Origin of the sequence: Streptomyces sp. NPDC017676 (genome assembly GCF_044329325.1) — a bacterium.
In the GTDB taxonomy this organism is placed as follows: domain Bacteria; phylum Actinomycetota; class Actinomycetes; order Streptomycetales; family Streptomycetaceae; genus Streptomyces.
Genome location: NZ_JBIRJA010000027.1, coordinates 13,476 through 36,385, shown reverse-complemented (window position 1 = coordinate 36,385; position 22,910 = coordinate 13,476). Strand labels below are relative to the sequence as shown.

The following is a 22,910-nucleotide window of genomic DNA, read 5'->3' as shown; positions in this document are numbered from 1 at the left end:
CCGCGCACCGCAAAGTACCGCCCGCCGCGCTGCGCAAGTCCGGGAGAGGACGCCCGCCTAGAAGGTGATCAGCACCTTCACGACGTCTTCGAGCTTCTTGTCCGCGACCTCGAAGGCCCGCTCCATGTCGTCGAAGGAGAACGTGTGGGTGGTCATGCGCGTGGGGTCGACGCGCTTCGCCTGTACTACGCGCAGCAGCCGTTCCATGCGGAGTCGGCCTCCGGGGCAGAGCCCGGTCGCGATTGTCTGGTCCGCCATGCCGACGCCCCATTCGACGCGGGGGATGCGGATGAACTCGCCCTCGCCGAAGTAGCCGACGTTGGAGATGGTGCCACCCGGCTTGGTGATCTTCACAGCGGTCTGGAAGGTGACGTCCGCGCCCAGTGCCTCGATGGCGGTGTCGACCCCTTCTCCTCCGGTCAGCTCACGGATCCGCTGGACGACGTCCTCGTTGGTGAAGTCCACGATCTCGTCGGCGCCGTACTCGCGCGCCAGTTTCTGCCGACTGGGGACCGACTCGACCCCGATGACCCGGCCGGCGCCGCGGAGCCTGGCCCCCGCCGTGGCCATCAGGCCCACCGGTCCCTGCGCGAGGACGGCGACCGTCCCGCCGATCGGAATGTTGCCCTTCTCCGCTCCCATGAATCCCGTCGACAGCATGTCGGCGCAGTAGACCGCAACGTCGTCACCGATCGTGTCGGGGATCCTGGCGAGATTGGCGTCGGCGTCGTTGACGTGGAAGTAGTCGGCGAAGACCCCGTCCTTGCGGTTGGCGAACTTGAACCCTCCGAGCGCTCCGCCCGACTGCGACGGGAACCCGTTCTGGGAGGCCAGGTCGCCCCAGTCGGGGGTGATGGCGCCGACCAGCACGCGGTCGCCGGGCCGGAACTCCTTCACCTCGCTGCCCACCGCGTGCACGATGCCGACCGCTTCGTGGCCCAGCGTCAGGTTCTTCCTCGGGCCGATGCCGCCGTGAACGGTGTGGGAATCGGAGGTGCAGATCAGGGCACTCGTCGTCCGCACCACCGCGTCGCCCGGTCCCGGCTCCGGGACGGGCTTCTCCATGAAGCCCACCCGTCCGATTTCCTTCATCACGAACGCCTTCATCCGCCCGTCCTTCCTCCGCCGACTCACTGCTGACCGCGACGACGGTGAGCCGGCCGCATCGACTCCGGCATTCGGCGTCAGCCCTTCACTCCTGCCACTGTCGCAAGGTCCGAGCCCGCTCGCGACTCGACCGGACGACGCCCCGGTCAGGCGACGCGGGCGTGGGGGAGGGCTCAGTAACATGGCCCCGGTGAGGTGACCCGGGTGACATGCCTGTCCCGGCACTGGTCCCGGCGGCGCAAGCGGCCCTGTCAGCGTCGGGCCACGCGCGCGAGGGCGGAGGACGCTGTGGGTGACGAACGCACGGACCGAGCCTTCATCGGATCGTTCACATCATCGGGCGGCCGCGGCATCGTGGCGGCCGCCGTGCATCCGACAACGGGAGCGCTGACCGAGATCGGCGTGGTCGATGCCCTACCGGACCCGTCCTGCCTGACCGTCGATCACGCGGGGCCGGGACCGGTCCTGTACGCCGTCTCCGAGACGGCACAGGGCTCGGTCGCCGCCTACGACATTGCCGGTCCCGAACCCCGCTCCTCGGCGTCCCCGTGGCCGTGCGAGGGGATTCGCCCACCCATCTCTCGGTGGTGCGTGGTCACCTGCTGACCGCCGATTACGCCTCCGGCAGCGTCACCGTGATCCCCCTCGCCGCCGACGGCGGCCTGCGAACCGCCGACGACGTGCGGTACTACGCGGGCCGCGGACCCGACCCCGCCCGCCAGTCCGGCCCGCACGCGCACCAGGTGCTGCCCGATCCCTCGGGATGGTGGGTGCCGGCGTCGACCTCGGCGCCGACAAGGTGTGGATCTTCTCCCTGGACGCGCGGCAGGGAAGGCCGGCGCCGAACGGCGAGACGTCCTTGCCGCCCGGCACGGGTCCGCGTCACCTGGCCTTCCACCCGTCCGGAAGCCACGCCTACGTTCTCGGAGAACTCGATCCGCCCGTCACCGTGTGCCGCTGGGACGCCGCTGCCGGCGTGCTCGAACCGGTGGGCACGGCATCCTTGTTCCCGGACGGCACCGACGAGGCCGTCTCTCCCTCGGCGCCGGTTGTCTCGCCCGACGGCCGCCATCTGTGGGCGGCGGTCCGCGGCACCGACACCATCACCGTGCTGGCGCTCGACGCGACCGGCGAGCGAGCGGAGCCGGTCGCGTCCGTGCCGTGCGGAGGTCGATGGCCGCGCGATCTGGTCCTGCACCCTTCCGGCACGCGGCTGTTCGCGGCCAACGAACGCTCGGGCGACGTCACATGGCTGGACCTGGACCCCGCGACCGGCGTCCCGCGACGCGCCGGTTCCCTGCCGGTACCGGCGGCGTCCAGCATCGTGTTCGCCTGACGGCAGCGCACGCACACCCGGCTCCGCTCAGGATCCGCCGCGGACGACGGCGACCGGGCAGTGCGCGTGGTGCAACAGTGCCTGGCTGACCGAACCGAGGAGCATTCCGGAAAACCCGCCGCGCCCCCTGGCGCCGACAACCATCAATTGGGCGTTTCTGCTGGCCTGGACCAGGACCTCGCGGGTCTCGCCGCTCAGCACTTCCTGTCGGACCGTCACATCCGGATGGCTCTCCGCGCGTCCGGCGACCGCCTGGGCCAGCAGGCGCTCCGGACTCTCCACGCCCGTACCGGCCGGTGCGTGGTCCGGCAGCCACGCGTGCACGGCGACGAGCTCGACGCCCCGCAACTCCGCCTCCGCGAAGGCGAATTCGACCGCCTCCTCGCCCTCGGGGGAGCCGTCGACGGCCAGCACGACGGGCCCGGAGCAGTCCGGCTCCTCGCGGACCACCAGCACCGGACAGTGGCTGTGGGCGGCCAGGGATACCGCCGTCGAGCCCAGCAGCATGCCGACGAAGCCCCCGATGCCCCGGCGGCCGACCACCACGAGGTCCGCGGCGCGCGACTCGGCCACCAGCACCGACACCGCACCGCCGATCATCACGGCTCCGTCGACCTTCGCCCCGGGCGCCACACGCCGGGCGTCCTGTGCGGCGTCGTGCGCCAGCGTGTTGAGCGGGGACGGGTCCAGCGGTGCGTACATGGGCCCGACCGGCCAGCTGAAGGCGTGCACCACACGCAGCTCCGCACCGCGCCGCTCAGCCTCCCGAGCGGCCTGAACCACCGCGGCATGGCTCGACGACGAGCCGTCCACACCTACGACGACCATGCTGCCCACAACGCCTCCTCACACACGTCGGTACCGCCGGGCATTGGCGAGTCGGGCCGTCAGGCGGGCCCCTCGCGGCTGTCCGCCGAAGGCGACGGGCTGCTCCTTGTGGCCGGGCTCAACGTTCGCCGCTCGCACGGCGCAGGACGCCCTCTCGTCGGTCTTGTTCGTGATCGTCACCAGGGCGGCGGGCAGCCCACCGGTCCGGTTCCGGGGCAGGCTCTCGGACACAGCGTTGCCGCGGCCCTGGGCGTTCCTGAGCGCACTCTCGGCGGAGGTGCCGGCCCGGGCGGCCTCCGCGTCGACGGATGCCTCGTATCCCAGGGCCTGGGCAGCCGCGGAGGATGCCGCTGCCGAGGCGGACGGGCGAGCGGAGACGATCGCGGAAGCCGCCGAAGAGGTCGGCGCCGACCGTGGCGTGCCGGAAATGTTCTGACCGCCGCCGCGACCTGACAGGGCGAGCGCCCCGGCGGCGCAGCCACGTGGCAACGCGACGGCTCGGTGACCGAAGCGACGGGAGCTGCCGGGGAATCTTGGGGACATGTGCCATCCTTTGCGCCTCACACGGCCGGGCACACTCATCTTCCGCCCCGAGATCGCGACCGGCGAGTCGACCGTGGCCATTCGGAGGGGGCGTGCACACGCACGCCCCACGCAGGGCTCACCACGTCATGGTGCTGCTGCCAAGCGGGGCACCCTCCTCCTCGCGGCACGGCGGGCCGGCGAAGCTGTTCGGCGAGGTGCCGCGAGCCACGGCAGCGGGGAGTCTCTCTGTCTCCTTATCGCGGTCGCATGAGGTCCAGATCCTCGCCCCATGCATCCAGTACCTCGCCGAGTCCAGACCCGCGCCGGTACCTCCAGCTGATCGCAGCCGTGGTCGCCGCCCGCCCCGTCCTCTCCACGGAACGTTCGGTCTTCAAGCCAGCGGGCGGATCGGACATCCCCCACCACAGCGTGACACGAACGATCCGGGCTCTCGGCAGGGACGCCATGAAGGGCATAAGCACTCCTCCGCCCCAGGGCACACGCTGTCCGGTGCCTGGCCGCACGCCGGGGTCTCCTGCCTTCGCGCATGGCTCTTCGCGTCCGAGCCGCTGCCGATCTCGATCCTGTCGTACCCCGGTGTCAGGCGTTCCGACACGCTGAAGCGGATCGCTTCCGCGCGGTGATCGACACCAACCTGACCGGCTACTTCCTGGTCGCCTGCGAGATCACGCCACGGATGCTGGCATCCGGCGGTGGCCGCATCGTCAACATCTCGATCAACCAGTCAACCATGCGACGCGCCGGCTTCGTTCCCTACGGGCCGTCGCGTGCCGGCAGCGAGGCGCTGTCGCGCATCACGGCGGCAGACCTGCGGGGCACGGGCGTCACCGTCAACCTGCTGCTGCCCGGAGGCGCGACGGTCACCGGGATGCTGCCCCAGGACGTCGCCCCCGAGGGCCACGGGTTCCTGAGTCCCACGGTGATGGGCCCGCCCATCGTCTGGCTGGCCTCCGACGACGCAGCCGGCGTGCATGACGAGCGCATCGTCGCCGCCGAGTTCGGACAATGGCTGCGGGACTGGGAGAGCCGGCAGTGAGGGAGTGAGCGTGCGTGTGGGCCTTACCAGTAACCGATCGTTTCAGAATGAGTTGAGCTGCGGGTCTTGCGCTTGAAGATCTTGGTCGGCAGGGCACCCCGAGTGCGTGCCGATCCTGTTCCTGGTCGGCGATCAGGTCCCCCGATCGCGTCCGGCACGCGGTGACGGCGGGCGGTCCCGCCGGGCGCGGCGGGGGCCCGCCCAACCGGTCCTCGCCGCCGGACAGGAGCAACAGGCCGCCCGCCAGCAGGAACGCCGTGCGGGCGAGCCGTCTCGGCCGGGAGGTACCGCCGGGTGCGCGTACGGACATGGGCAGGGATCGTGGCCACCGGGCCGGGTGTGCCAGGGAGCGGGGCCCTGACGGTTGTTCTCTCCTGTGCCGTTGACATCGAGCAAGTCCTTCACCGTAGGCCCTCGCACAGCGTGCCGCACAGCTTTCGATATCGAAGACGCCTTTGCCGGGTGGGGACAGGCATCCGCACCCGCTGCCATCGGCATGCGGAGGACTTCGTGACCCCGCCCCTCGGCAGACGGTCCTTCCTCACCGCGGCCGGTGCCACGGCGGCGGCCCTGTCGGTCGTGGGCGGCGGCACCGCCCACGCCGCCCTGCGGACCGCGCGGACAGCACACCGGCGAGCCGCCGCCCTACGGCCGTTCCGCTCACCGCGGTGACCCTGCCGGCCGGGCCGTTCCAGGACCACCAGCGCCGCAACACGGCCTACTTGCGCTTCGTCGCCAGATCCGGGCGAGGTGCCGGGCGGCTGGTGTCGCGTACCGGCGGGTGCAACCGCCCGATCGGCAGCGCGTCCAGCCCGGCCGCGGAGTGCCGAGTCAACTCGACACTTCCTCCGGTCGCCGGTCATCGCCGGCTGTGGCGGGGATGGCGTTGTCGATGAGGACGGCGGCGATGGCGGCGGCGGTGGGGAAGGCGTCGGCGTTGAGGACCCGGGTGCGGGCCGCGGCGCCGTCGAGGAGCAGCGCGAGCTGCTCGCCGAGCTGTTCAGGGTCGACGGCGCCGGCTTCGCGGGCCGTGTCGGCGAGCCGCGCGGCGACGGCTTTCTTGTAGTCGCGTGCGTACTGGGAGGCGGGGTGCTGGGGGTCGTGGAGTTCGACGGCGGCGGCGATGTAGGGGCACAGGGGGGTGGTGGGGGGATGTCGAAGGCGGCGAGGAGCCGTTCGCGGGGCGTGAGGTCGGTGCGGTCGAACACGCCGGACAGAACGGAGGGGTCGAACCGGCGCAGGTACTCGGCGACGAGTTCGTCCTTGCTGGTGAAGTGCTGGTAGGCCGTGCGCTTGGACTCGACGGCAAGGTCGCGGTCATCACCGGCGGCACCACCGGCATGGCGCTGGCAGGCGCGAAGCTGTTCGTCGACGAGGGAGCGCACGTCTTCATCACCGGCCGCCGCCAGGACGCCCTGGACGAGGCCGTGAAGCAGATCGGCCGCAACGTCACCGGCGTGCGGGGTGACGCCGCCGACCTGGACGACCTGGACCGCCTCTACGACACCGTCAAGCGGGAGAAGGGCAGCATCGACGTGCTGTGGGCCAGCGCAGGCGGGAGCGAGCCCGCCCTGCTCGGCGAAATCACCGAGGCCCAGTTCGACACCTGGTTCGGGCTCAACGCCCGCGGCACCCTGTTCACCGTCCAGAAGGCCCTTCCGCTCTTCAACGACGGCGGCTCCATCCTCATGACCGGCTCCAACGCCTCCCTGGGCGCCTTCCCCGGCTGGAGCGTCTACGCCGGCAGCAAGGCCGTCCAGCAGGCGTGGGCACGCATCTGGCTCAACGAGCTCAAGGACCGCCGCATCCGCGTCAACGTCCTGACCCCCGGCCAGGTCGCCACCGCCAAGCAGGAAGAACTCTTCGACGAGGCCACCAAGCGCCAGTTCGAGTCCCTCATCCCCCGCGGCCGGATGGGCCGCCCCGACGAGATCGCCACCGCCGCCCTCTTCCTCGCCTCCGACGACTCCAGCTACGTCAACGGCATGGAACTGGTCGCAGACGGCGGCACCACCGCCCTCTGAACCAAGCAACCCACAACCAGGGCAGGACATCTGATGAGCAACATCAGCATCATCGGCACCGGAAACATGGCCGGCACCATCGGCGCGCGGGCAATAGCGGGCGGCAACACCGTCGAGGTCATGGGCCGCGACCGGTCCAAGGCCGCTGAACTGGCCAAGGCTCTCGGCGACGGCGCCACGACCGGAGAATGGGGCACCGCCCAGGCCGGGGACATCGTCATCGTGGCCCTGTTGTACAACGGCGTCGTGCCGGCCGTAGCCCAGTACGGAGACGCTCTCGCGGGCAAGGTCATCGTCGACATCAGCAACCCCTTCAACTCCACGTTCGACGGGCTGGCCCACCGCGAGGAGACCTCGATCGCGCAGGAAGTCGCCAAGGCGTGCCCCGGCCGGCGCCGGCGTGGTGAAGGCGTTCAACACCATCTTCCGCCATGTCCTGCAGAAGGGTCGGCCCGACGTCTTCCTCGCCGGCGACGATGCGCAGGCCAAGGCCAGTGTGGAGGCGTTCATCGAGAGCCTCGGGATGCGCCCGCTCGACGTCGGCGGCCTGAAAATGGCGCACTGGCTGGAAGGAGCGGGCGTGGTCACGGTGGGCCTCGCCGACCACGGGATGGGGAACGTGAACTTCGCCCTCAGCATCACCGAACTTCCCGTCTGAGCAAACGATCGACCGAGCCTTTCCGGAGCGGCTGCCGACCGGGGGACGGAGCCGGCGTGAGGGCGAGGTGCGCAACGACGCACAGGGCTCCCGTGCTGTTGAGGTAGGTGTTCGCAGTCTCAACTCAGCAGTACGGGAGCCCTGTTGGTTCCCCACCCGGCTGGCTTTGTTCGCGTAGCCGGCTTCAGACGACCAGAACCCGGCGCCCGCGCGTGTGGCCGGCCTGGCTGTCGATGTGTGCCGCCGGCGCCTCGGCGAGCGTGTACGACTTCTCGACTGGGATGTGGAGCTGTCCTTGCGAGATGAGGTCGACGGCCTCGGCGAGCGCTTCCGGCACGCTCCCGGCCACGCCGGAGAACCGGACGCCGAACTCCGGCGCCTTGAGATCGGCGATGGAGATCACCCTCTGCGCGTCCCCGGTCAGTTCGACGAGTTCGCGGAGCACGCCCGAGCCGGCAAGGTCGAGAGCCGCGTCGACATGACCGAGCTCCCGCACCCGCTCGACCCAGCCCTCGCCGTATGTCGTGGCGACGGCACCCAAGCTCCGCAGGTAGTCCTGGTTCGCGGCCCCAGCCGTTCCGATCACCTTGATGCCGCGGTCACGGGCGATCTGCAGCACCGCCGAACCGACTCCCCCCGACGCGCCGCTGACCAGCAATGTCTGCCCGGACTGCACACCGACCTCGCGGATGACGCGTAGCGCGGTCTCCACCACGGAGGGGTACCCGGCTGCCTCTTCGAACGTCAGCCCCTCGGGCATACGGGCCCAGGCCGACAGCACGGCGAACTCGGCATACGTGCTCGACCCTTCGCCGAACACGCGGTCGCCGACCTTGACCCCTTCGATGCCCTTACCGACCTCGTCCACCACCCCGGAGGCGTCCAGCCCGACTCCGGAGGGCAACTCGATCGGATGGGCCCCCAGGACCTGGCCTTCCCGGATCCTCCAGTCGACGGGGTTCACGCCCGCCGCCCGCACGGCGATGCGTATCTGGCCGGGGCCCGCGTGGGGCTCCTCGGCGTCTATGAGTTGCAGGACGTCCGGACCGCCGAACTCGGCGAAGCTCACCTTCTTCATGAGGTGACCGTAGCACTAACGGATAGTGTTTTGTAACCGTTACAGATTCACACCTGATAGTGTGAGGTGCATGACCGTGCCGACCGGACGACGTGAGCGCAAGAAGGCCGTGACCCGCCAGAAGATCGCTGACGCCGCCCTGCGACTCTTCCTGGAACGTGGGTACGACGCGGTAGGCATCCGTGACGTGGCTGCCGAGGCCGACGTGGCCGTCACCACGCTCTTCTCTCACTTCGCCTCGAAAGAGGCCCTGGTGTTCGAGCAGGACGAAGACTTCGAGCAACGCCTCACGCGGGCAGTCACCGACCGGGCGCCGCACGAACCGCTGATCCCCGCGCTGCGCCGCGAGATCCAGGCCCTGGTGCGCCACTGCACGGCGGACAGTGCCGCCCCCATCTGGCGCATGATCGACGCATCACCCGCCCTGCGGGACTACGAGGAGTCGATGAGACTGCGCCACGCGGAGTCGCTGGCAACGGCCATCGCCGCCGATCCCGGCCTGTCACGGACCCCAACGGCCTGCCGGGCGATCGCGAGGTTCGTGATCGACGCCTATTCGCTGGCCCGTGCGGCGGCCGATCCGAAAGCCACGGTGGACGAGATCTTCCAGATGATCGAGGCGGCCTGGGAGGTCACCTGCCCGTCCGCGCACTCCACCGGCAGGGCCGGATCGTAGTCGGGACCCGAACCGCCCGGCCCGGTTTCGCCGAACCCCAGCGGCAGAGCGGACCATGAAGCACAGCGGCTCTTCGACCGGCTCGAACGGCAAGTGAAGTACCCCGTCGACCTCGCCCCCACACTGGTCTGACAGATGCGCGCAACGTCCGAGGATCTCCTGGTTGTATACGTGCCCTTCCGCCGTGACTGCTGTGGCCGTGCATGGGCTCGGTGCCAGGCCGGTGGCGGAGCCCGAGGCTGATCACCGCGGTGACAGTGAAGGCGGCGACTTGGTAGAGCATGGCGTGCCGGAACGCGGTGTCCGCGTCGGCGGCGGGGCGTAGTAGGCGAGACCGGCCGCGGTCACTCCACTGGATCCGCCGAACTGCTGTGCTGTGGGCAGCAGCCCGGAGACCGAACCGGCGGCGGGGCCCACCGGGCAGAGCGCTGACGGATGACGATCTCACGGCCAAGCGGCTGTGCCACCTCCAGGACGCGTTCGCCAAGGCAGCCGACGCCTCCGGCGCCCGCGCGGACCGCTACGCGGACCCTGTCGATGGAGCGAACCCGGTGCGCCAAGATGAGCACGTGAACGTCCAGCCCCTGCTCGACGCGCTCGACATCCGGGAAGACGCCGTCCGAGGCCTGGCCGACGGCCTCCGCACCCGGATCAGCGAACTGCGGGCCCGGCTGCGGGCTGCTGGTCACGGTGCTCGGCCGGCTGGTGATTCCTGGTGAAGCTGCCGGTGTCGGCATCGGTGAGGGTGTGGAGCTTGACCAGGCGTCGTATGACCCGGCCCAGCCTCACTCGGAATCAGACGTCACGAACCGCCCTCTCAGAAATCGATCACCGACACCGACCCGCGACAGCTCTGTGTGATCCGGGCGTGGCGGCCGTCCGGCGTCAGCGCGATACGGGTCGGCCCGCCGACGCGGATGGTGTCGGTCACCTTGTTCGTGCTCGTGTCGATCGCGGACAGGCTGTCCGAGTGTTCGTTGGTCACGTAGGCGCGGTGGCCGTCGGGGCTCACCACGACGTCCTTCGGGTGCGAGCCGACGGGGATGGGGCCGCCGGTCGTCTTGCCGGTCGCCGTGTCGACGACGGAAACGCTGCCCAGCAGGTCCGTGACGTACAGCCGGCGTCCGTCGGGTGTCACCGCGAGGCCGTATGTGAAGTCGCCGAGGCGGCCGGGCCGGCCGACGACCTTGTCCGTGGCTGTGTCGATCACGGACAGGGAGGTGGGGGTCCCGTAGCCGGAGTTGGCGACGTACACCAGGCGGCCGTCGGGGGACATCACCACGTCGACCGGGTCGCTGCCGACCTTGATCTCGTCGACGACCTTGTCGCTGGCCGTGTCGATCACGGACAGGGAGTCGGAGTAGGCGTTGGCGACGTAGACGCGGCGGCCGTCGGGGGTGACGGTCAGGCCGAACGGACCGTGGCCGACGGGGACATGGTCGACCTCCATGGTCGTGGCCGTGTCGATCACCCTCACCGTGGGAAAGACCGTCGAGGGACTGGTCACGTAGGCCCGGCGCCCGTCGGGGCTGATCGCGACGTCCTGCGACTCACCGGTCTGGATGCGGGAGTTCGCTGCTGCGTGTGCGTATCGATCATCCAGAGCCTGCCCGGGGCGACCCTGCTCGGCGACGCCGCCCACCTCGCGGCTCCCAACGGCGAGGGCGCCAACCTGGCCATGCTCGACGGCGCCGAACTCGGTGAAGCCATCGCCGCGCATCCCGACGACATCGAAACGGCGCTCACCGAGTACGAGCAGACCATGTTCCGCCGCAGCGCCGAGGCCGTCACCGACGAGATGCCCGGGATCGACTCCGCCGACAACACAGCCCACGGCCTGATCAACGTGTTCACGGAGAAGGGCCGGCACTCAAGCCCAAACTGATGCCTCGCTTGGTGCCAGCGCCTCCGTGGTGGGCCACTGGCGGCCTGGAACAGCTGTACCAGGTCCTGCGGGCGTCGGGTGGAGACGTGTCGACCGCACATGCGACCACTCTCTCACCGCCGCGCCGGCCGCTCGACGAGGCGCCGGGCGGCGGAGTCCCGTTGGGCGCAGTGGCGCCCAGGCGCTCCAGCAGGGTGCGGGCCTTCGCCTTGGTCTCCTCGCTCGGCGCGCTGCCCAGGGGGGAGGCCAGCTCGGCGTACTCGCCCTGGGTCGAGGTGCCCTGCGCGAGGTCCTCCACCAGGTCCCGGATGGTCGTGCGGTGCTCGGCCGCCAGCTGGGCCAGCCGGTCCCGCGTCGCCGCGCTCACCTTGATGCTCGTCTCGTCTGCTGCCATCTCCGGACTTCATCGCCGCTCCTCTACCACCGGTAGAGGAGCGGGTCGGGTGGCAGCGTCTGCGATGGCTCACCACACCCGCGACAACGTCCGGCTTCCTGCCATGCCGGGAGCAGACAGGCCGATGCCGCTGTACGTCCTTGTGGCGCCTTTGGACATCCGGGTGCGGGCCGGCGCCCGCTGGGTGTGGGGCACGAGTAGACGACGTAGCCGCGGACCTTCCTGCCATCGCAGTGCCGGGTCACCATGCCGGGGTCCACACGGAGGCCGGGCTGCGGGCGGGAAAGTCGCGGTGTGAGCTGGGCCCGCGGTTGTGGAAGCAGGGCCGAATACGTCAGCGCCTCGTCGAGTTGCGCGACCAGACGGCGGCGCCGCCAGGGGGAGCCGGGCGATTCGTCTCCGTGTACGGACAGCTTGACCGCCTACCGTGATCACGCACGGATTGACGCCCGGTGTCCGGGTTCCCAAGCTGTAGAAGGGGCTGGTGGAAGGGGCCGTGGTCGTGAGCGGTAGGCAGAGTGGCCTTTCCCAGCTGCTGGCTGCGGCGGAGAGGGCGGCGCCGGTGGATGCGGTCGCGGTGGTCGCTGAGGACCTGCGGCGGCGTTTCGGGGCCACGGAGGTGTCGTTCCTCATCGTGGACCTGACGGGGAAGGCGGTGGCGCGGCTGGCTACTGCCGACGGTGTGGAGGGTGGGCGGGAATCGGAGCGGATTCCCATGTTCGGCAGCGTCTACGAGCAGGTGATCCGCACCCAGCGGTTGTATCAGGAGGCGACCGGCCAGGGACAGCGGGTGATCGTGCCTGTCACCAACCGAGGGGATGCCATCGGAGTGCTGGAGCTGCTCCTGCCCGCCGATCCCGATGATGAGGTCCTCGACGAGGTCGCAGAAGCCGCCCACATCCTGGCCTACGTGGTGATCGCCAACGGACGCTTCACCGACCTCTACGCCTGGGGCAAACGCTCCAGGCCCCCCACGCTGGCCGCTGAAATCCAGTACCAGCTGCTGCCCCCCTCACTGTCGTGCGAGGCTGCGCAGTTCACTTTGTGCGGGCACCTGGAGCCCTCCGAAGACCTCAGCGGTGACACCTTCGACTACGCGCTGGACCGCGACACTCTGCACGTGTCGGTGACCGACCCCATGGGCCACGACATCGATTCTGCCCTGGCCGCCACGGTGCTGGTGAGCGCCCTGCGTGGCGCCCGCCGGGCCGGAGCCGGCCTGGCCGAGCAGGCCCACCGGGCCGACCAGGCCCTGGCTGGCCACGGCCACGGCCATGCCACCGGGCAACTGCTGCGGATCAACCTTCACACGGGTCGGGCCCAGCTCGTCAATGCCGGACACCCCTGGCCACTGCGCATGCGTGAGGGGGCTGCGGAGGTGATCAGCTGCGAGGTGGACCATCCCTTCGGGCTGTCCGTGTCCGTGCCGCACCCCTACCGTGTTCAGGACATTGACCTGCGCCAGGGTGACCGTCTGGTCATGGTGACCGATGGCATGCTCGAACGTCATGGGGAGAAGGTCGACCTGCTGGCCTTGCTGGAGCGTACCCGTGATCTGCACCCGCGGGAGGCGGCGCTGACGCTGACGTCCGCGGTCCGGGACGCCGCCGGGGGCCAGCTCGTGGATGACGCGACCGTGATGTGCCTGGACTGGCATGGCCCCCAGCAGACCCTGCGGCAGGTCGGCTCTGGCGCGGACACCCGGCAGGCTTCAGCCGGCCGCACGAAGCAGGAGCGGTGACCAGGGCGCTCTTGTGGACGGTGTGCCAGGAGTCCTTTGCCGTCCGGGCCCGATACGCCGCGACCGTCGTCCGGCTCGCGCACGCGTTGGAGCAGAACCGGCGCGTCCGGTTCCGTGACTGGTCGACGAAGTAGTTTCCGCACCCGGCCGCGGCACACCGACCCAGCGTCACCGCCGGATCCCCGGCCACGACCAGGGCCAGCTCGGCGGCGATCAGCTGGCCGACCCAGCGCTTGGCCGGGGTGCCGTCGCGGCTGAAGTGGATGTGCCAGCCGCCGAGGCCGTCATGGTCGGACAGATGCATTACCGGCGGGTGATCGCGCAGCAGGCGGTGCACGGCTTCGGGGGCGGAGCCGTCGACCGACTGCGCCAGGGCCGAGCGCACGAGGTCCGGCAGCTCGCCGTAGTCACCGTCGACCGCTGGTTCTTCCAGATCGAGGGGCACGAGGAGGCCGAGAAGGCAGTCGCGGCGCTCGATCCCGCATCACCGACCGCACACCTGCTCACAGTGCGACTGGCCTACAGCCGACTGCTGTTCCAGCGCGGCCCCCGCACCGACGATCGCGCCGTGGCGGAGGCGGGCTACCGCGCGGTAGTCGAGAGCGGCGACGAGAAGCAGCGTGCCTGGGCCGAGTACCACTGGGCCGTCCTGCTGGACAACATCGACGAGGACCCGACCGGCGCCCTCCCTCTCTACGAGACGGCTCTCGCGGTCGCAACGAAGTACGGCGACGGCTATTTCGAGTCCTACATCATCCGGCACCTCGCACCGCACAAGGAGCCCGCCGAACGGATATCGATGCTGCGCCGCTCACTCCACCTGCGCGCCGCACTCGGCGCCCGGCCCCAGACGATCGCCGCGCAAGCCCTCCTCGCCGACAACCTCCCCGAAGGCGACCCCGAGCGCGCCGAGCTCATGCGGACGTTCCGCCCGGGCGCGGAAGAACTGCAAATCGGCTGGCTCCTGCACGAGGACTGATCCGCCGAGCGCTCCGGAGCTGAGCAAGGTACGGCAGGGCCGACCACCCTGACCCGGAATGATGCGCGTGTCCCGGACTACTGCGGTCACCGCTGTCCTGCGCAACGATGGGAGGCCGCGCTCCCACGGGCTTCCGGTCGAACAGCTGAACAAGCTCGGAGCCCAGACAGCCGGTGCGCTCCGGCCCACCTGGCTGATCGAAACCCCATGAGAGACGCTCCGCCGAAACGTCGCGGCTGAGCGAGAAGTTGTGGGAGAGCCTCCAACCCGGAGGTGGTCGCTCGTCGCAGGAAGCCTGCGCAGGTGGCGGCGGTCTCGTCGGGCAGGTCTTCGGTGTGGGCCAGGCGTGTGTGGTCGTCCAGGGCGGTTTGCGGGTAGGCGCATCCGGTGCCGCCCCGGCGGAGCCTTCGCCGACTTGAAGTCGTAGCCAGAGAGCTGGGTGACGGTCTGCCGGGGTACTCGCGCCCGTCGTGAGCGGCAGTCCGCGGAGTGGATCGTCTGTCAGAGTGGTCGGCTCTGGGTCGGCTCGGCGAAGTCGTGGGTGATCAGGTCTCCCGGCTGGCACCGCAGGACTTCGCAGATCCTCGACAGGGTCGAGAGGCGGATGGCCCTGGCCCGCCCGTTCTTCAGTACGGACAGGCTTACGACGGTGGTACCCACCTGCGCGGACAGTTCGGTGAGTGCGGTCCCTTCGAGGTCCTCTCGCATGCGGACGCCTTCGCGCATGATCTTCCCCATGATCACTGCGGCGAGGCCGGCAAGGATGAGCACGAGCGGCCCGGAGACCGTCGGCCCGGAACCCACGATCGGCGCCATGCTCCCGACGAGCCAGGACTGAGACCAGCCGACGATGAGGCCGGCCAGCGGCGTGCCCGCGGTGACGAACCAGCCGAGAACGGAGAGCCGGTGTGCCACCACCTCGGTGAACGGCCCCTGCAGCAAGACTGCCCTGAGTGGCCGGGAGAAGAGCGCCAGCGCGAGCGCACCGAACAGCAGCCAGGGCAGTTGCCAGAAGTCCGTCTGCACGCAGACCGCCCCGTCGTCGATCATGTGCGTAACCCCTGTGCCGATGAAAGCGACCCCGCAGAGAACGGCCAGCAGTAAGGTCGCCGAGGCCAGGGTCCTCGTGAGTCGCGTGTTCATTGCATCCCTACCTATCGACTTTCGATAGGTCCAAGATGGAAGAACATATCGATATTCGACAAGCTCGGGGTCGCCGACGAGACCGGCCAGCGGGCTGGAAGGTCGACTGATCACTGCCTCTCGCCAGACGAGACGGCCTGGCCGCGGCCGTGCACGCCTTCCGGCAGTGGTCGCGGATCCACCCGGCGACGGGCCGCGAGGGGTACGTGCCGGTGGCGTTCGTGTTCACCGGGAAGACCGAAGCCCAGCGCGCCAGCCGGCTCCGACGCCTGGAGCGGCCGCCCGCTTCCATGCCAGCGATGATCTGTGACATCGCGCCGGAGCCGGAGTTGTCGAGCACTTTGCCGACGAGCAGGTCGGCATCGGGGCGACGCCTCGTTCCTTGCCGCCGGACGCGGCGCCGGTTCCGGCGACGGTGAGGCGGTGTGGGTGCCGTGACCGTGTGGCCGATGACGTCCTCGCCCGGGACGGAGCTCCGGGTGCCGATGATGCGCGGGGCGAGGTCGGGGTGGGTGGTGCCGACGCCGGAGTCCGGTACGGGGCCGCCAGACGGCGAACGGTCCGTCCGTGGTCGTGCTACCACGGACGGACCGGCCTTGACCCGCGTGCGAGCCGCGGGATGGCGTCAGCGCAGGCCGAACGCCCGGATCACGGTCTGGTGCACCGCGTTGCCCGCCGAGTCCTCGGCGCTCGCCCTGAGTGACACGTAGGACGCGTTCTTCGGTGCGTCCAGGCGGTACCGTCCGTCATGGTCACCGGTGGCCCTGTGCCATGTCGTGCCGCCGTCGTAGGACAGCTCCAGGGTGACCGCGCCGACCCGGCCGGCGCCGGCGGCACCCGGCAGCTGTGCGGCGGTGGCGGACAGGGTGTCGTGCCTCCCGGCCCGCCCGGCCGGGTCGGTGGCGACCGTGTAGTCGATCTGCAGCAGCGGCAGAACCGTGTCGGAGCCGTCCGACGCCGCCTTCGAGGTGAAGTCCCACTCGGTGCGGGTGCCGGAGGAGTACGGGGTGAAGGGAACGTCGCGCTTGCCCGTGACGACCAGCCGGTACGGCAGCTTACCGGCGCTGGGCGCGTCGCCCGAGACGTTCGTGAAGGTTCCGGTGCCGAGTTCCTTGGTGCCCTGGTAGAGGGTCTGGCGCTGCTCCGCTCCGCTGTCGATCTGGTTCATGCCGACGTGGTCGCGGCTGCCCCAGGCTGGGATGTCGATGTACAGATGGTCGCCCTTGCGCGTGGGAAGACTGTAGACGTCGTTCAGGTAGGGCCGTTCGATCGGCTCGAACCATTCCTCGGACTGCCTGCTGCCCGCCCGGTAGGCGGTCTTGGCCCCGGCTTCGAAGACCATGCCGTCCGCGTAAGCGCTCTGGCTCCAGCTGTTGAACCCGCCGGTGGAGACCCAGTCGGTGCGCTTGCCGCGCACCGGCTCCGGCATCAGCTCGCCGATGGCCCAGTTGTTGTAGGCGGGCCAGTCGAAGCGGAACTCGCCGCCGGTCTCCTCCGGAGCCGGGCTGGCGAAGGTCTCGTCGACCCGGGCGAGGTTCCTGGAACTGCCCGCCACCACCATGCGGTCGGGGATCTCGTTGTGCCAGGTCCGGCTGAGGTCGTAGACGTACGGGCTCACGGGCGCGGAGTCGACCGTGACGGAGGCGTTACGGGCCCGGGCCTGCTGGACGAGCTTCTCGCCCTCGTCGGTGCTGAGCAGGCCCACGTCGAGCGGGACGGGTGTCGAGCCGAACGGCGCGTTGTAGCGGCGGAAGCCGCGGCCGTCCACGTTGTTGACGACCAGCATGAGTTCGGCGCCCGCGGCTGTCGCGGCGGCCGCCTGGTCGATGTCGGTGACGTCGTCGTTGCGGCGTACCACCACGGCCTTGCCGTGCGCGTCGAGGTGCGCGTAGTCGCTGCTCGCGCCCTGGCCGGCGAAGACCAGGGGGAGCTTGGCACTGCCCTTGGGCAGGGGCGTGACGCCGTCCTGGCGCAGCACATCGGTGAAGTCGGTGGTGCGGGTGGAGACGGCCAGCGCGGGCTTCTCCTTGCGCCAGCGGGCCGCCAGGTAGAAGTCGCCGTGAGTGACCTTGTGGGTGGTCGGCTGGGCCCACAGGCTGTCGTAGTTGGTCTGGGTCTCCATGTAGTCCCGCCAGAGCTGACCGCCCATCATGCGGGTGTAGTCCAGCCGCTGATAGGTCGTCTCGGTCCGCTGAGGGGCCGTCATGTCGATGCGGTCGATCCCGGACGCGTCAAGGGTGACGGTGGTGTCGCGGTCCAGGTTGACGTCGGGGTCGCCCAGCAGGGCCATGCCCCACGAGTGGGGGCCGTGGACGCCCTGCACCGTCTTGAAGGAGAGCACCGAGTACACGTCCTTGGGCAGGTACATCTGCCCTGTGCCGGAGCCGTCGATCTCGACGAACGCGGGGGAGTCGTCACCGGACCTGAGCAGTTCGACCACGCCGGACATGGGCCGGCCATGGGCGTCCTTGAACGTCATGGTCAGTTTGTGTTCGACGTCCCCGAGGGAGACGGCGGTGTGCGCCGCGACCTTCCCGGCCGAGGTTCTCGCGACGACCTGGCCGGTGTACCGGCCGTCGGCGGAGGCGACCGAGCCGTCGATGGTCACGGTGACACCGGCGCTGCCGTGCGCGGGCACGACCACCTGGGGGGCGGAGAGGCGGAACACGCCGGCCGGGACGTGTGCGGCTTCGACGGTCAGCGCGAGGGTGACCGGCGTGTCGGTGGTGTTGGTGTAGGTCACCGGGCGCCGCACGCCGCCGGCGGGAGTCTGCGGGACCTGCGCGGCGTACGCGGTCGCCGTGGCGAAGACACCGGCGTGCGCGGCCGCGGCGAGGTCGAGGCGGCCGCTGCCCGCCTGGAAGGCGTCGTACTGCGGGGTCTGCCGGGAGCTGCTGGTCAGCAGGTCCTTCAGCTGGCCTCCGGTGAGGTCCGGATGAGCGGCGGCCATCAGGGCGGCGGCGCCCGTCACGTGGGGCGTGGCCATGGAGGTGCCGCTCATGGTCTGGTAGGCGCCCGCGTCGTTGCCGTCGAACCGGGAGTTGGCCGCCAGGATGCCGACGCCGGGCGCGGTGATCTCCGGCTTCAGGGCGCCGTCCACGCGGGGGCCCTGGCTGGAGAAGTCGGCCACGGAGTCGCCGGAGTCGACGGCGCCCACGGTCAGCGCGGTGCTCGCCGCGCCCGGTGCGCCGATGGTGCCGGGTGCGCCCGCGTTGCCGGCCGCGACGACGAACAGCGCGCCCGTCTCGGCGCTGAGCTTGTCGACGGCCTGGCTGAGGGGGTCGGTTCCGTCGGACGCCTGCGCCTCGCCCAGACTCATGTTGATGACCTTGGCGTGCTGGTCGACCGCGGCCCATTCCATGCCGGCCAGGACCCAGGAGGTCTGTCCGGAGCCGGTGTCGTCCAGCACCTTGGCGATGTCGAGGCGGGCGCCGGGGGCGACGCCCTTCTCCCTGCCGTCGGAGGCCGCGCCGGTGCCGGCGACGATGGACGCGACATGTGTGCCGTGGCCGAAGTGGTCGTCGGTGTTCTCGCCCGGTACGAAACTCTGCCGGCTCGCGACGCGGTCCACGAGGTCGGGGTGTCCCGCGTCGATGCCGGTGTCGAGGACCGCCACGTCCACGCCTTGTCCGGTGTTGCCCTCCGCCCAGACCTGAGGCGCGCCGATCTGCTTGGTGCTGTCGGCGAGGTCGGCGTGGACGAGGCCGTCCAGCCAGATGTGCGCGATCCCGTCGGCGAAGGCGGGTGCGGCGGCCTGCTTGCGGGCTCGGTCGGTCGTCGCCGTCCCGGCCACGGACTTCCAGAAGTCCGCGGCGCGCGAGCGGTCCGCGGTGAGGGCGGCGCCGCGTATGCCGTCGAGGGTGCGGACCCGGGTCGCCCCGGCGGGCAGAGCAGCGGCCTTGAGGCGTGTGCCGGCGGAGTGCGTGTAGGAGACGATGAGCGGCAGCTGGTCGCGGTGCGCATCGTCGTACCCGTCGGCGATCATGTCCGTGATGTTGAACAGCTGCCGGTCCAGGGTGCCCTCGGCGACGAAGGGCAGTACGGACTCGGGGAACACGTAGAGGTCGTCGCCCGACGTCAGGATGCGGGTCTGAACGGGGCGCCCGTCGGCACCGCGGACGCTGACGGTGCCTCCGGCCTCGCCGTCGGTGCCGGGGCTCCGCCGGGTGGTGACCACGTCACCGGTGATCAGTGTGACGGAGTGGTCGCCCGCGGGGACCCGGTCGGACGCGGATGCGGTGGACGCGGCGTCGAGACGGGCTGCTGAGGACGCCGAGGCAGTCGCGTCGTAGGGGCCCGCCAGCGCGAGAACCAGAGCGCCGGCCGCAACCGGCACGCTCCAGCGTCTGCGGTGGTGTGCTTTCACAAGGTCTCTCCCGGCTCTGCGGTCGGGCAGAGCACGGTCGTCCTCTGCCGTCCACGTTGCGCCACCTGACGGCTCGTCGGCATCGAAGGTTTCCGATCCCTTCCACAGACGGCGTGAACGTTCAGAGTGAAGGCTTGTGAAGGAGAGATGTCTAGATCAGACTCGTGTCGTAGATCGCCAGTTGGCGATTCGCGTCACGCGCATCCCGACGGGCCGTCGGGTGGTGATCACGGGAGGGCGGCCGGTGCTGAGCACGCTGGGGATCAGCGAGTTCGACGAAAGGGTCTACCGGGTCTGTCTGACCAGGTCGGGCCGGACGGCCACCGAGATCGCCGAGATCCTGGGCACGACGCCCAGCCGGATCCGGCGCACGATCTCCCGGTTGGTGGAGCTGGGCATGCTGCGGAAGGAAGGGCACGGCCAGTACCGTCCGGTCAGCCCGCACACCGCGTTGAGCGCGCTGCTCGCCAGACGCCGGGCCGAGAGCGAGGCGGCGTTCACCGCGGTGTGGGGCGCCGTCGAGGACCTGGCGGACGAGTACCGCGCCCGCCGGCTCCGGGAGGATCCGACCGGACTGGTGGAGGTGATCACGGGCGAGGCGGAGATCACGTTGCGCGTCGCCGAACTGATGCAGTCGGTTCGCACTCACTTCTGGGTGCTCGATCGTCCTCCCTATCTCGGCCATTACAGCACCGAGTTGGAGGAGGCCCTGACGATGGACCTGCTGGGCCGCGGCGTCGACATCCGGTCCGTCTACACCCCGGAGGCGCTGGCGCAGCCCGGCCGTTTCGAGCTGATCACCCACCTTGCCCGGATCGGCGAGCAGGCCCGCATCCTGCCGGCCCTGCCGTTCAGACTGCGCATCATGGACCGACGCGTCGCGCTGGTCGCGCTGGTCCCGGGCCGTTACGACATGATCGCCGTGGTCCACAGGTCGGGACTGCTCGATGCGCTCCTGGAGTTGTTCGACTCCTACTGGCAGCGTGCGCAGTCCGTCGTCGCCACCGACCCGGCGACGGCCGACGGGCCGAGCGCTCAGGACCTCCTGCTGCTGAAGATGATGCAGGCGGGGTACAAGGACCAGGCGATCGCCCGGCAGCTGGGGACGAGCGCGCGCACCGTGACCCGCCGGATCGCGGCGATCGCCTCCGGGCTCGGCCTCGACACCCGCTTTCAGGTGGGGGCCGAGGCCGCGAAGAGAGGCTGGATCTGAAGGGGTTGTGCCTTCGACGCCGAAGGCGAGTGTCCGCGGGGCGTTCTCCGTGCCGAGCACGCCCTACGGCGAGCCGGTCACGTGCCGAGACGGGCGAAGGCCCGAAGTTCCTCCGCGAAGAGCCGGGGCTGTAGGCCGTCGCAGCCGCCGACCCTGCTGCTCACCGTGCCTGACCAGCTCGGCGTCGACTACAACGCCCGTGTCATCGACAGCGTCCTGACCCATGTGGCGCTGGAACTCCGCTGGCGCTGACACGACGGGAGCGTGGTTCTGGTGCGTCGGCACACCGCGGCCCGGGCACGTGTGGGGCGTGTCCGGGCCGGGTGCCGGGTGCCGCGCCGGCCGCGATGTCAGGCGGCGAGGGGCTTGTGAAGGGCGTCGAGGCCGTCGCGGTGGATGCCGGTGAACAGGTCGACGACCTCGTTCTCGGTGGCGCCGTCCGGGTTGAAGCGGCCGGACCACTGGACCTCGGCGGCGTTCTCCTCGCCGGGGATCGCATGGACCCGGATGGTGGACACGTAGCCGTTGACGGGGAACGGGGCCTGGAGGATGGCGTAGCTGTAGTGGCGCTCGGCCTCGTTGAAGTCGACGAGGCGCTCGATGATGACGTCGCCCTCGGGGTTCTTCAGTCGGCGCACGCGGCCACCTTCGAGCGCGGTGCTCTCGGGGATGTAGGGGAGCCGGTCGGGCAGGGCGTGGAAGCCGCCGATGAGGCTCCAAACCCTCTCGGGCGAGGCGGGCACGATGCGGCTGACGGAGGTGGAGGCCATGGTCGTTCTCCTGGATCCTGGTGCGGGGGGTGCGGGGGGTGCGGGGTCAGGCGCCGTCGGGCAGCGGGGCGGCCGGGCTGACCAGACCGCTCGCGCGCAGGTCGCGCCAGAACGCGGCCGGGACGTCCTCGTCCAGGGCGGCAATGTCCTCGGCGATGCGGCTGGGCCGGGTGGCGCCGGGGATGACGGCGGCGGCCACGGGGTGGGCGAGGGAGAACTGCAGGGCGGCGGCCTTGATGCTGATGCCGTGCTCGGCGGCGAGGGCCTTGAGCCTGCCGACGCGCTCGATGATCTCCGGCGGGGCCTGCTGGTACTCGAAGTGGCTGCCGCCGGCGAGGATGCCGGAGCTGTAGGGGCCGCCGACGACCATGTCGACGTTCTGTTCCTGGGCCATGGGCAGCAGCCGCTGCAGGGCGTGCTCGTGGTCGAGGAGGGTGTAGCGGCCGGCGAGGAGGAAGCCGTCGGGACGGGGCTCGTCCAGGGCGAGGGTCAGCTCGATGGGCTCGGTCTTGTTGACACCCAGGCCCCAGGCCTTGATGACGCCCTCGTCGCGCAGCCGGGACAGAACGCGGAAGGCTCCGGTGCGGGCCTCCTCGAACTTCTGCAACCAGGCGTCGCCGTGGAAGTCCTGGGCGATGTCATGGACCCAGACGATGTCGAGCCGGTCGACGCCCAGGCGCTTGAGGCTGCCCTCGATGGAGCGCTCGGTGGCCTCGGCGGTCCACTCGTGAACGATCTTGTTGGGGTTGCCGTGCTCGAACAGACCGCCCTTCTCGCCGAAGTCGGGGACATCGGTCTCCGGCTCCTCCAGGATGACCCGGCCGACCTTGGTCGACAGCACGTAGGCATCGCGCGGCTTGGCGGAGATGACCCGGCCCAGGCGCTCCTCGGCCAGTCCGGCGCCGTAGAAGGGGGCGGTGTCGTAGTAGCGGATGCCCTGCTCCCAGGCGGCCTCGACGGTGGCGCGGGCCTCCTCGTCGGGGATCGCGCGGAACATGTTGCCGAGCGGGGCGGTGCCGAAGCCGAGCCGGCCGGGAAGGATGTTCTTGAGTGACATGGCGGTGCCTTTACGATCGGTGCCGGACGCACGGACTAAATCCTTGCAGACGCGCCTTATTGTCTATGAAGGT

19 protein-coding genes and 6 pseudogenes are annotated in these 22,910 nt (G+C 70.3%); 13 read left to right on the top strand and 12 right to left on the bottom strand.

Going from position 1 to position 22,910, the window contains the following annotated elements:
* Positions 1-57: 57 nt before the first annotated feature.
* Entirely contained in the window at positions 58-1,107 is a 1,050-nt protein-coding gene (locus ACH4LD_RS39095) for an NAD(P)-dependent alcohol dehydrogenase (protein ID WP_398059054.1), read from the bottom strand.
* A 288-nt stretch (positions 1,108-1,395) separates the two neighbouring features.
* Here ACH4LD_RS39095 and ACH4LD_RS39090 point away from each other — a divergent pair.
* A pseudogene (locus tag ACH4LD_RS39090) lies at positions 1,396-2,443 on the top strand (lactonase family protein).
* Between the two features lie 27 nt (positions 2,444-2,470).
* Here ACH4LD_RS39090 and ACH4LD_RS39085 read toward each other — a convergent pair.
* On the bottom strand, positions 2,471-3,271 hold the full coding sequence (locus ACH4LD_RS39085) for a universal stress protein (protein WP_398059053.1): 801 nt from the start codon (positions 3,269-3,271) through the stop codon (positions 2,471-2,473).
* Positions 3,272-4,343: 1,072 nt separating this feature from the next.
* On the opposite strand from ACH4LD_RS39085, the gene ACH4LD_RS39080 reads away from it, so the two are divergent.
* The 4 genes and pseudogenes from ACH4LD_RS39080 (at position 4,344) to ACH4LD_RS39065 (ending at position 7,535) form a co-directional block, all read left to right on the top strand.
* Positions 4,344-4,853: an SDR family oxidoreductase gene (locus tag ACH4LD_RS39080; RefSeq protein WP_398059052.1), complete on the top strand. Its 510-nt coding sequence runs from the start codon at positions 4,344-4,346 to the stop codon at positions 4,851-4,853.
* 510 nt (positions 4,854-5,363) lie between these two features.
* Complete coding sequence (locus tag ACH4LD_RS39075; protein WP_398059051.1) at positions 5,364-5,525, top strand: hypothetical protein; 162 nt, start codon at positions 5,364-5,366, stop codon at positions 5,523-5,525.
* 605 nt (positions 5,526-6,130) lie between these two features.
* Positions 6,131-6,877 (top strand): SDR family NAD(P)-dependent oxidoreductase, encoded by a 747-nt coding sequence (locus tag ACH4LD_RS39070; RefSeq protein ID WP_398059110.1) that lies wholly within the window; start codon positions 6,131-6,133, stop codon positions 6,875-6,877.
* A 33-nt stretch (positions 6,878-6,910) separates the two neighbouring features.
* A pseudogene (locus ACH4LD_RS39065) lies at positions 6,911-7,535 on the top strand (NADPH-dependent F420 reductase).
* Between the two features lie 184 nt (positions 7,536-7,719).
* Here the strand turns inward: ACH4LD_RS39065 and ACH4LD_RS39060 are convergent.
* Positions 7,720-8,613 carry an NADP-dependent oxidoreductase gene (locus ACH4LD_RS39060; protein WP_398059050.1) on the bottom strand — a complete coding sequence of 298 codons (894 nt, stop codon included), beginning with the start codon at positions 8,611-8,613 and terminating at the stop codon, positions 7,720-7,722.
* Between the two features lie 70 nt (positions 8,614-8,683).
* Here ACH4LD_RS39060 and ACH4LD_RS39055 point away from each other — a divergent pair, with 70 nt between their 5' ends.
* Both ACH4LD_RS39055 and ACH4LD_RS39050 read left to right on the top strand, forming a co-directional pair.
* Positions 8,684-9,289: a TetR/AcrR family transcriptional regulator gene (locus tag ACH4LD_RS39055; protein ID WP_398059049.1), complete on the top strand. Its 606-nt coding sequence runs from the start codon at positions 8,684-8,686 to the stop codon at positions 9,287-9,289.
* Between the two features lie 569 nt (positions 9,290-9,858).
* The gene (locus tag ACH4LD_RS39050; RefSeq protein ID WP_398059048.1) at positions 9,859-10,008 is read left to right on the top strand and encodes a hypothetical protein; all 150 of its coding nucleotides are present in this window, start codon (positions 9,859-9,861) and stop codon (positions 10,006-10,008) included.
* A 98-nt stretch (positions 10,009-10,106) separates the two neighbouring features.
* Here ACH4LD_RS39050 and ACH4LD_RS39045 read toward each other — a convergent pair whose 3' ends face one another.
* Entirely contained in the window at positions 10,107-11,009 is a 903-nt protein-coding gene (locus ACH4LD_RS39045; protein WP_398059047.1) for a YncE family protein, read from the bottom strand.
* Between ACH4LD_RS39045 and ACH4LD_RS39040 the strand changes: the two are divergent.
* Positions 10,896-11,174 (top strand): annotated as a pseudogene (locus ACH4LD_RS39040) (FAD-dependent oxidoreductase); the annotation flags it as partial. The gene ACH4LD_RS39045 and the pseudogene ACH4LD_RS39040 overlap by 114 nt on opposite strands.
* On the opposite strand, the gene ACH4LD_RS39035 reads toward ACH4LD_RS39040, so the two are convergent.
* On the bottom strand, positions 11,140-11,568 hold the full coding sequence (locus tag ACH4LD_RS39035; RefSeq protein WP_398059046.1) for a hypothetical protein: 429 nt from the start codon (positions 11,566-11,568) through the stop codon (positions 11,140-11,142). The pseudogene ACH4LD_RS39040 and the gene ACH4LD_RS39035 sit on opposite strands and share 35 nt — an antisense overlap.
* A gap of 502 nt (positions 11,569-12,070) precedes the next feature.
* Here ACH4LD_RS39035 and ACH4LD_RS39030 point away from each other — a divergent pair.
* Positions 12,071-13,309: a PP2C family protein-serine/threonine phosphatase gene (locus ACH4LD_RS39030; protein WP_132791495.1), complete on the top strand. Its 1,239-nt coding sequence runs from the start codon at positions 12,071-12,073 to the stop codon at positions 13,307-13,309.
* Complete coding sequence (locus ACH4LD_RS39025; RefSeq protein ID WP_398059045.1) at positions 13,306-13,443, top strand: hypothetical protein; 138 nt, start codon at positions 13,306-13,308, stop codon at positions 13,441-13,443. Before ACH4LD_RS39030 ends, ACH4LD_RS39025 begins: the two co-directional genes overlap by 4 nt.
* Here ACH4LD_RS39025 and ACH4LD_RS39020 read toward each other — a convergent pair.
* Positions 13,410-13,613, bottom strand: a pseudogene (locus tag ACH4LD_RS39020) (CGNR zinc finger domain-containing protein); the annotation flags it as partial. The gene ACH4LD_RS39025 and the pseudogene ACH4LD_RS39020 overlap by 34 nt on opposite strands.
* Here ACH4LD_RS39020 and ACH4LD_RS39015 point away from each other — a divergent pair.
* On the top strand, positions 13,608-14,288 hold the full coding sequence (locus ACH4LD_RS39015; RefSeq protein ID WP_398059044.1) for a hypothetical protein: 681 nt from the start codon (positions 13,608-13,610) through the stop codon (positions 14,286-14,288). The pseudogene ACH4LD_RS39020 and the gene ACH4LD_RS39015 sit on opposite strands and share 6 nt — an antisense overlap.
* A gap of 278 nt (positions 14,289-14,566) precedes the next feature.
* Here the strand turns inward: ACH4LD_RS39015 and ACH4LD_RS39010 are convergent.
* The 4 genes and pseudogenes from ACH4LD_RS39010 to ACH4LD_RS38995 form a co-directional block, all read right to left on the bottom strand.
* Positions 14,567-14,695 (bottom strand): annotated as a pseudogene (locus ACH4LD_RS39010) (IS481 family transposase); the annotation flags it as partial.
* Positions 14,696-14,789: 94 nt separating this feature from the next.
* Positions 14,790-15,026 (bottom strand): helix-turn-helix domain-containing protein, encoded by a 237-nt coding sequence (locus ACH4LD_RS39005; RefSeq protein ID WP_398059109.1) that lies wholly within the window; start codon positions 15,024-15,026, stop codon positions 14,790-14,792.
* 679 nt (positions 15,027-15,705) lie between these two features.
* Positions 15,706-15,969 (bottom strand): annotated as a pseudogene (locus tag ACH4LD_RS39000) (S8 family serine peptidase); the annotation flags it as partial.
* Positions 15,970-16,056: 87 nt separating this feature from the next.
* The gene (locus tag ACH4LD_RS38995; RefSeq protein ID WP_398059043.1) at positions 16,057-19,797 is read right to left on the bottom strand and encodes a S8 family serine peptidase; all 3,741 of its coding nucleotides are present in this window, start codon (positions 19,795-19,797) and stop codon (positions 16,057-16,059) included.
* A gap of 244 nt (positions 19,798-20,041) precedes the next feature.
* Here ACH4LD_RS38995 and ACH4LD_RS38990 point away from each other — a divergent pair, with 244 nt between their 5' ends.
* Complete coding sequence (locus ACH4LD_RS38990) at positions 20,042-21,010, top strand: helix-turn-helix domain-containing protein (protein WP_030653041.1); 969 nt, start codon at positions 20,042-20,044, stop codon at positions 21,008-21,010.
* Positions 21,011-21,091: 81 nt separating this feature from the next.
* Positions 21,092-21,262: a hypothetical protein gene (locus ACH4LD_RS38985; RefSeq protein WP_398059115.1), complete on the top strand. Its 171-nt coding sequence runs from the start codon at positions 21,092-21,094 to the stop codon at positions 21,260-21,262.
* Between the two features lie 98 nt (positions 21,263-21,360).
* Here ACH4LD_RS38985 and ACH4LD_RS38980 read toward each other — a convergent pair whose 3' ends face one another.
* Together ACH4LD_RS38980 and ACH4LD_RS38975 are read right to left on the bottom strand one after the other, a co-directional pair.
* Positions 21,361-21,780 (bottom strand): SRPBCC family protein, encoded by a 420-nt coding sequence (locus ACH4LD_RS38980; RefSeq protein WP_398059042.1) that lies wholly within the window; start codon positions 21,778-21,780, stop codon positions 21,361-21,363.
* A gap of 46 nt (positions 21,781-21,826) precedes the next feature.
* Positions 21,827-22,837, bottom strand: a complete 1,011-nt coding sequence (locus ACH4LD_RS38975; protein ID WP_132791490.1) for an aldo/keto reductase — start codon at positions 22,835-22,837, stop codon at positions 21,827-21,829.
* Positions 22,838-22,910: the final 73 nt, after the last annotated feature.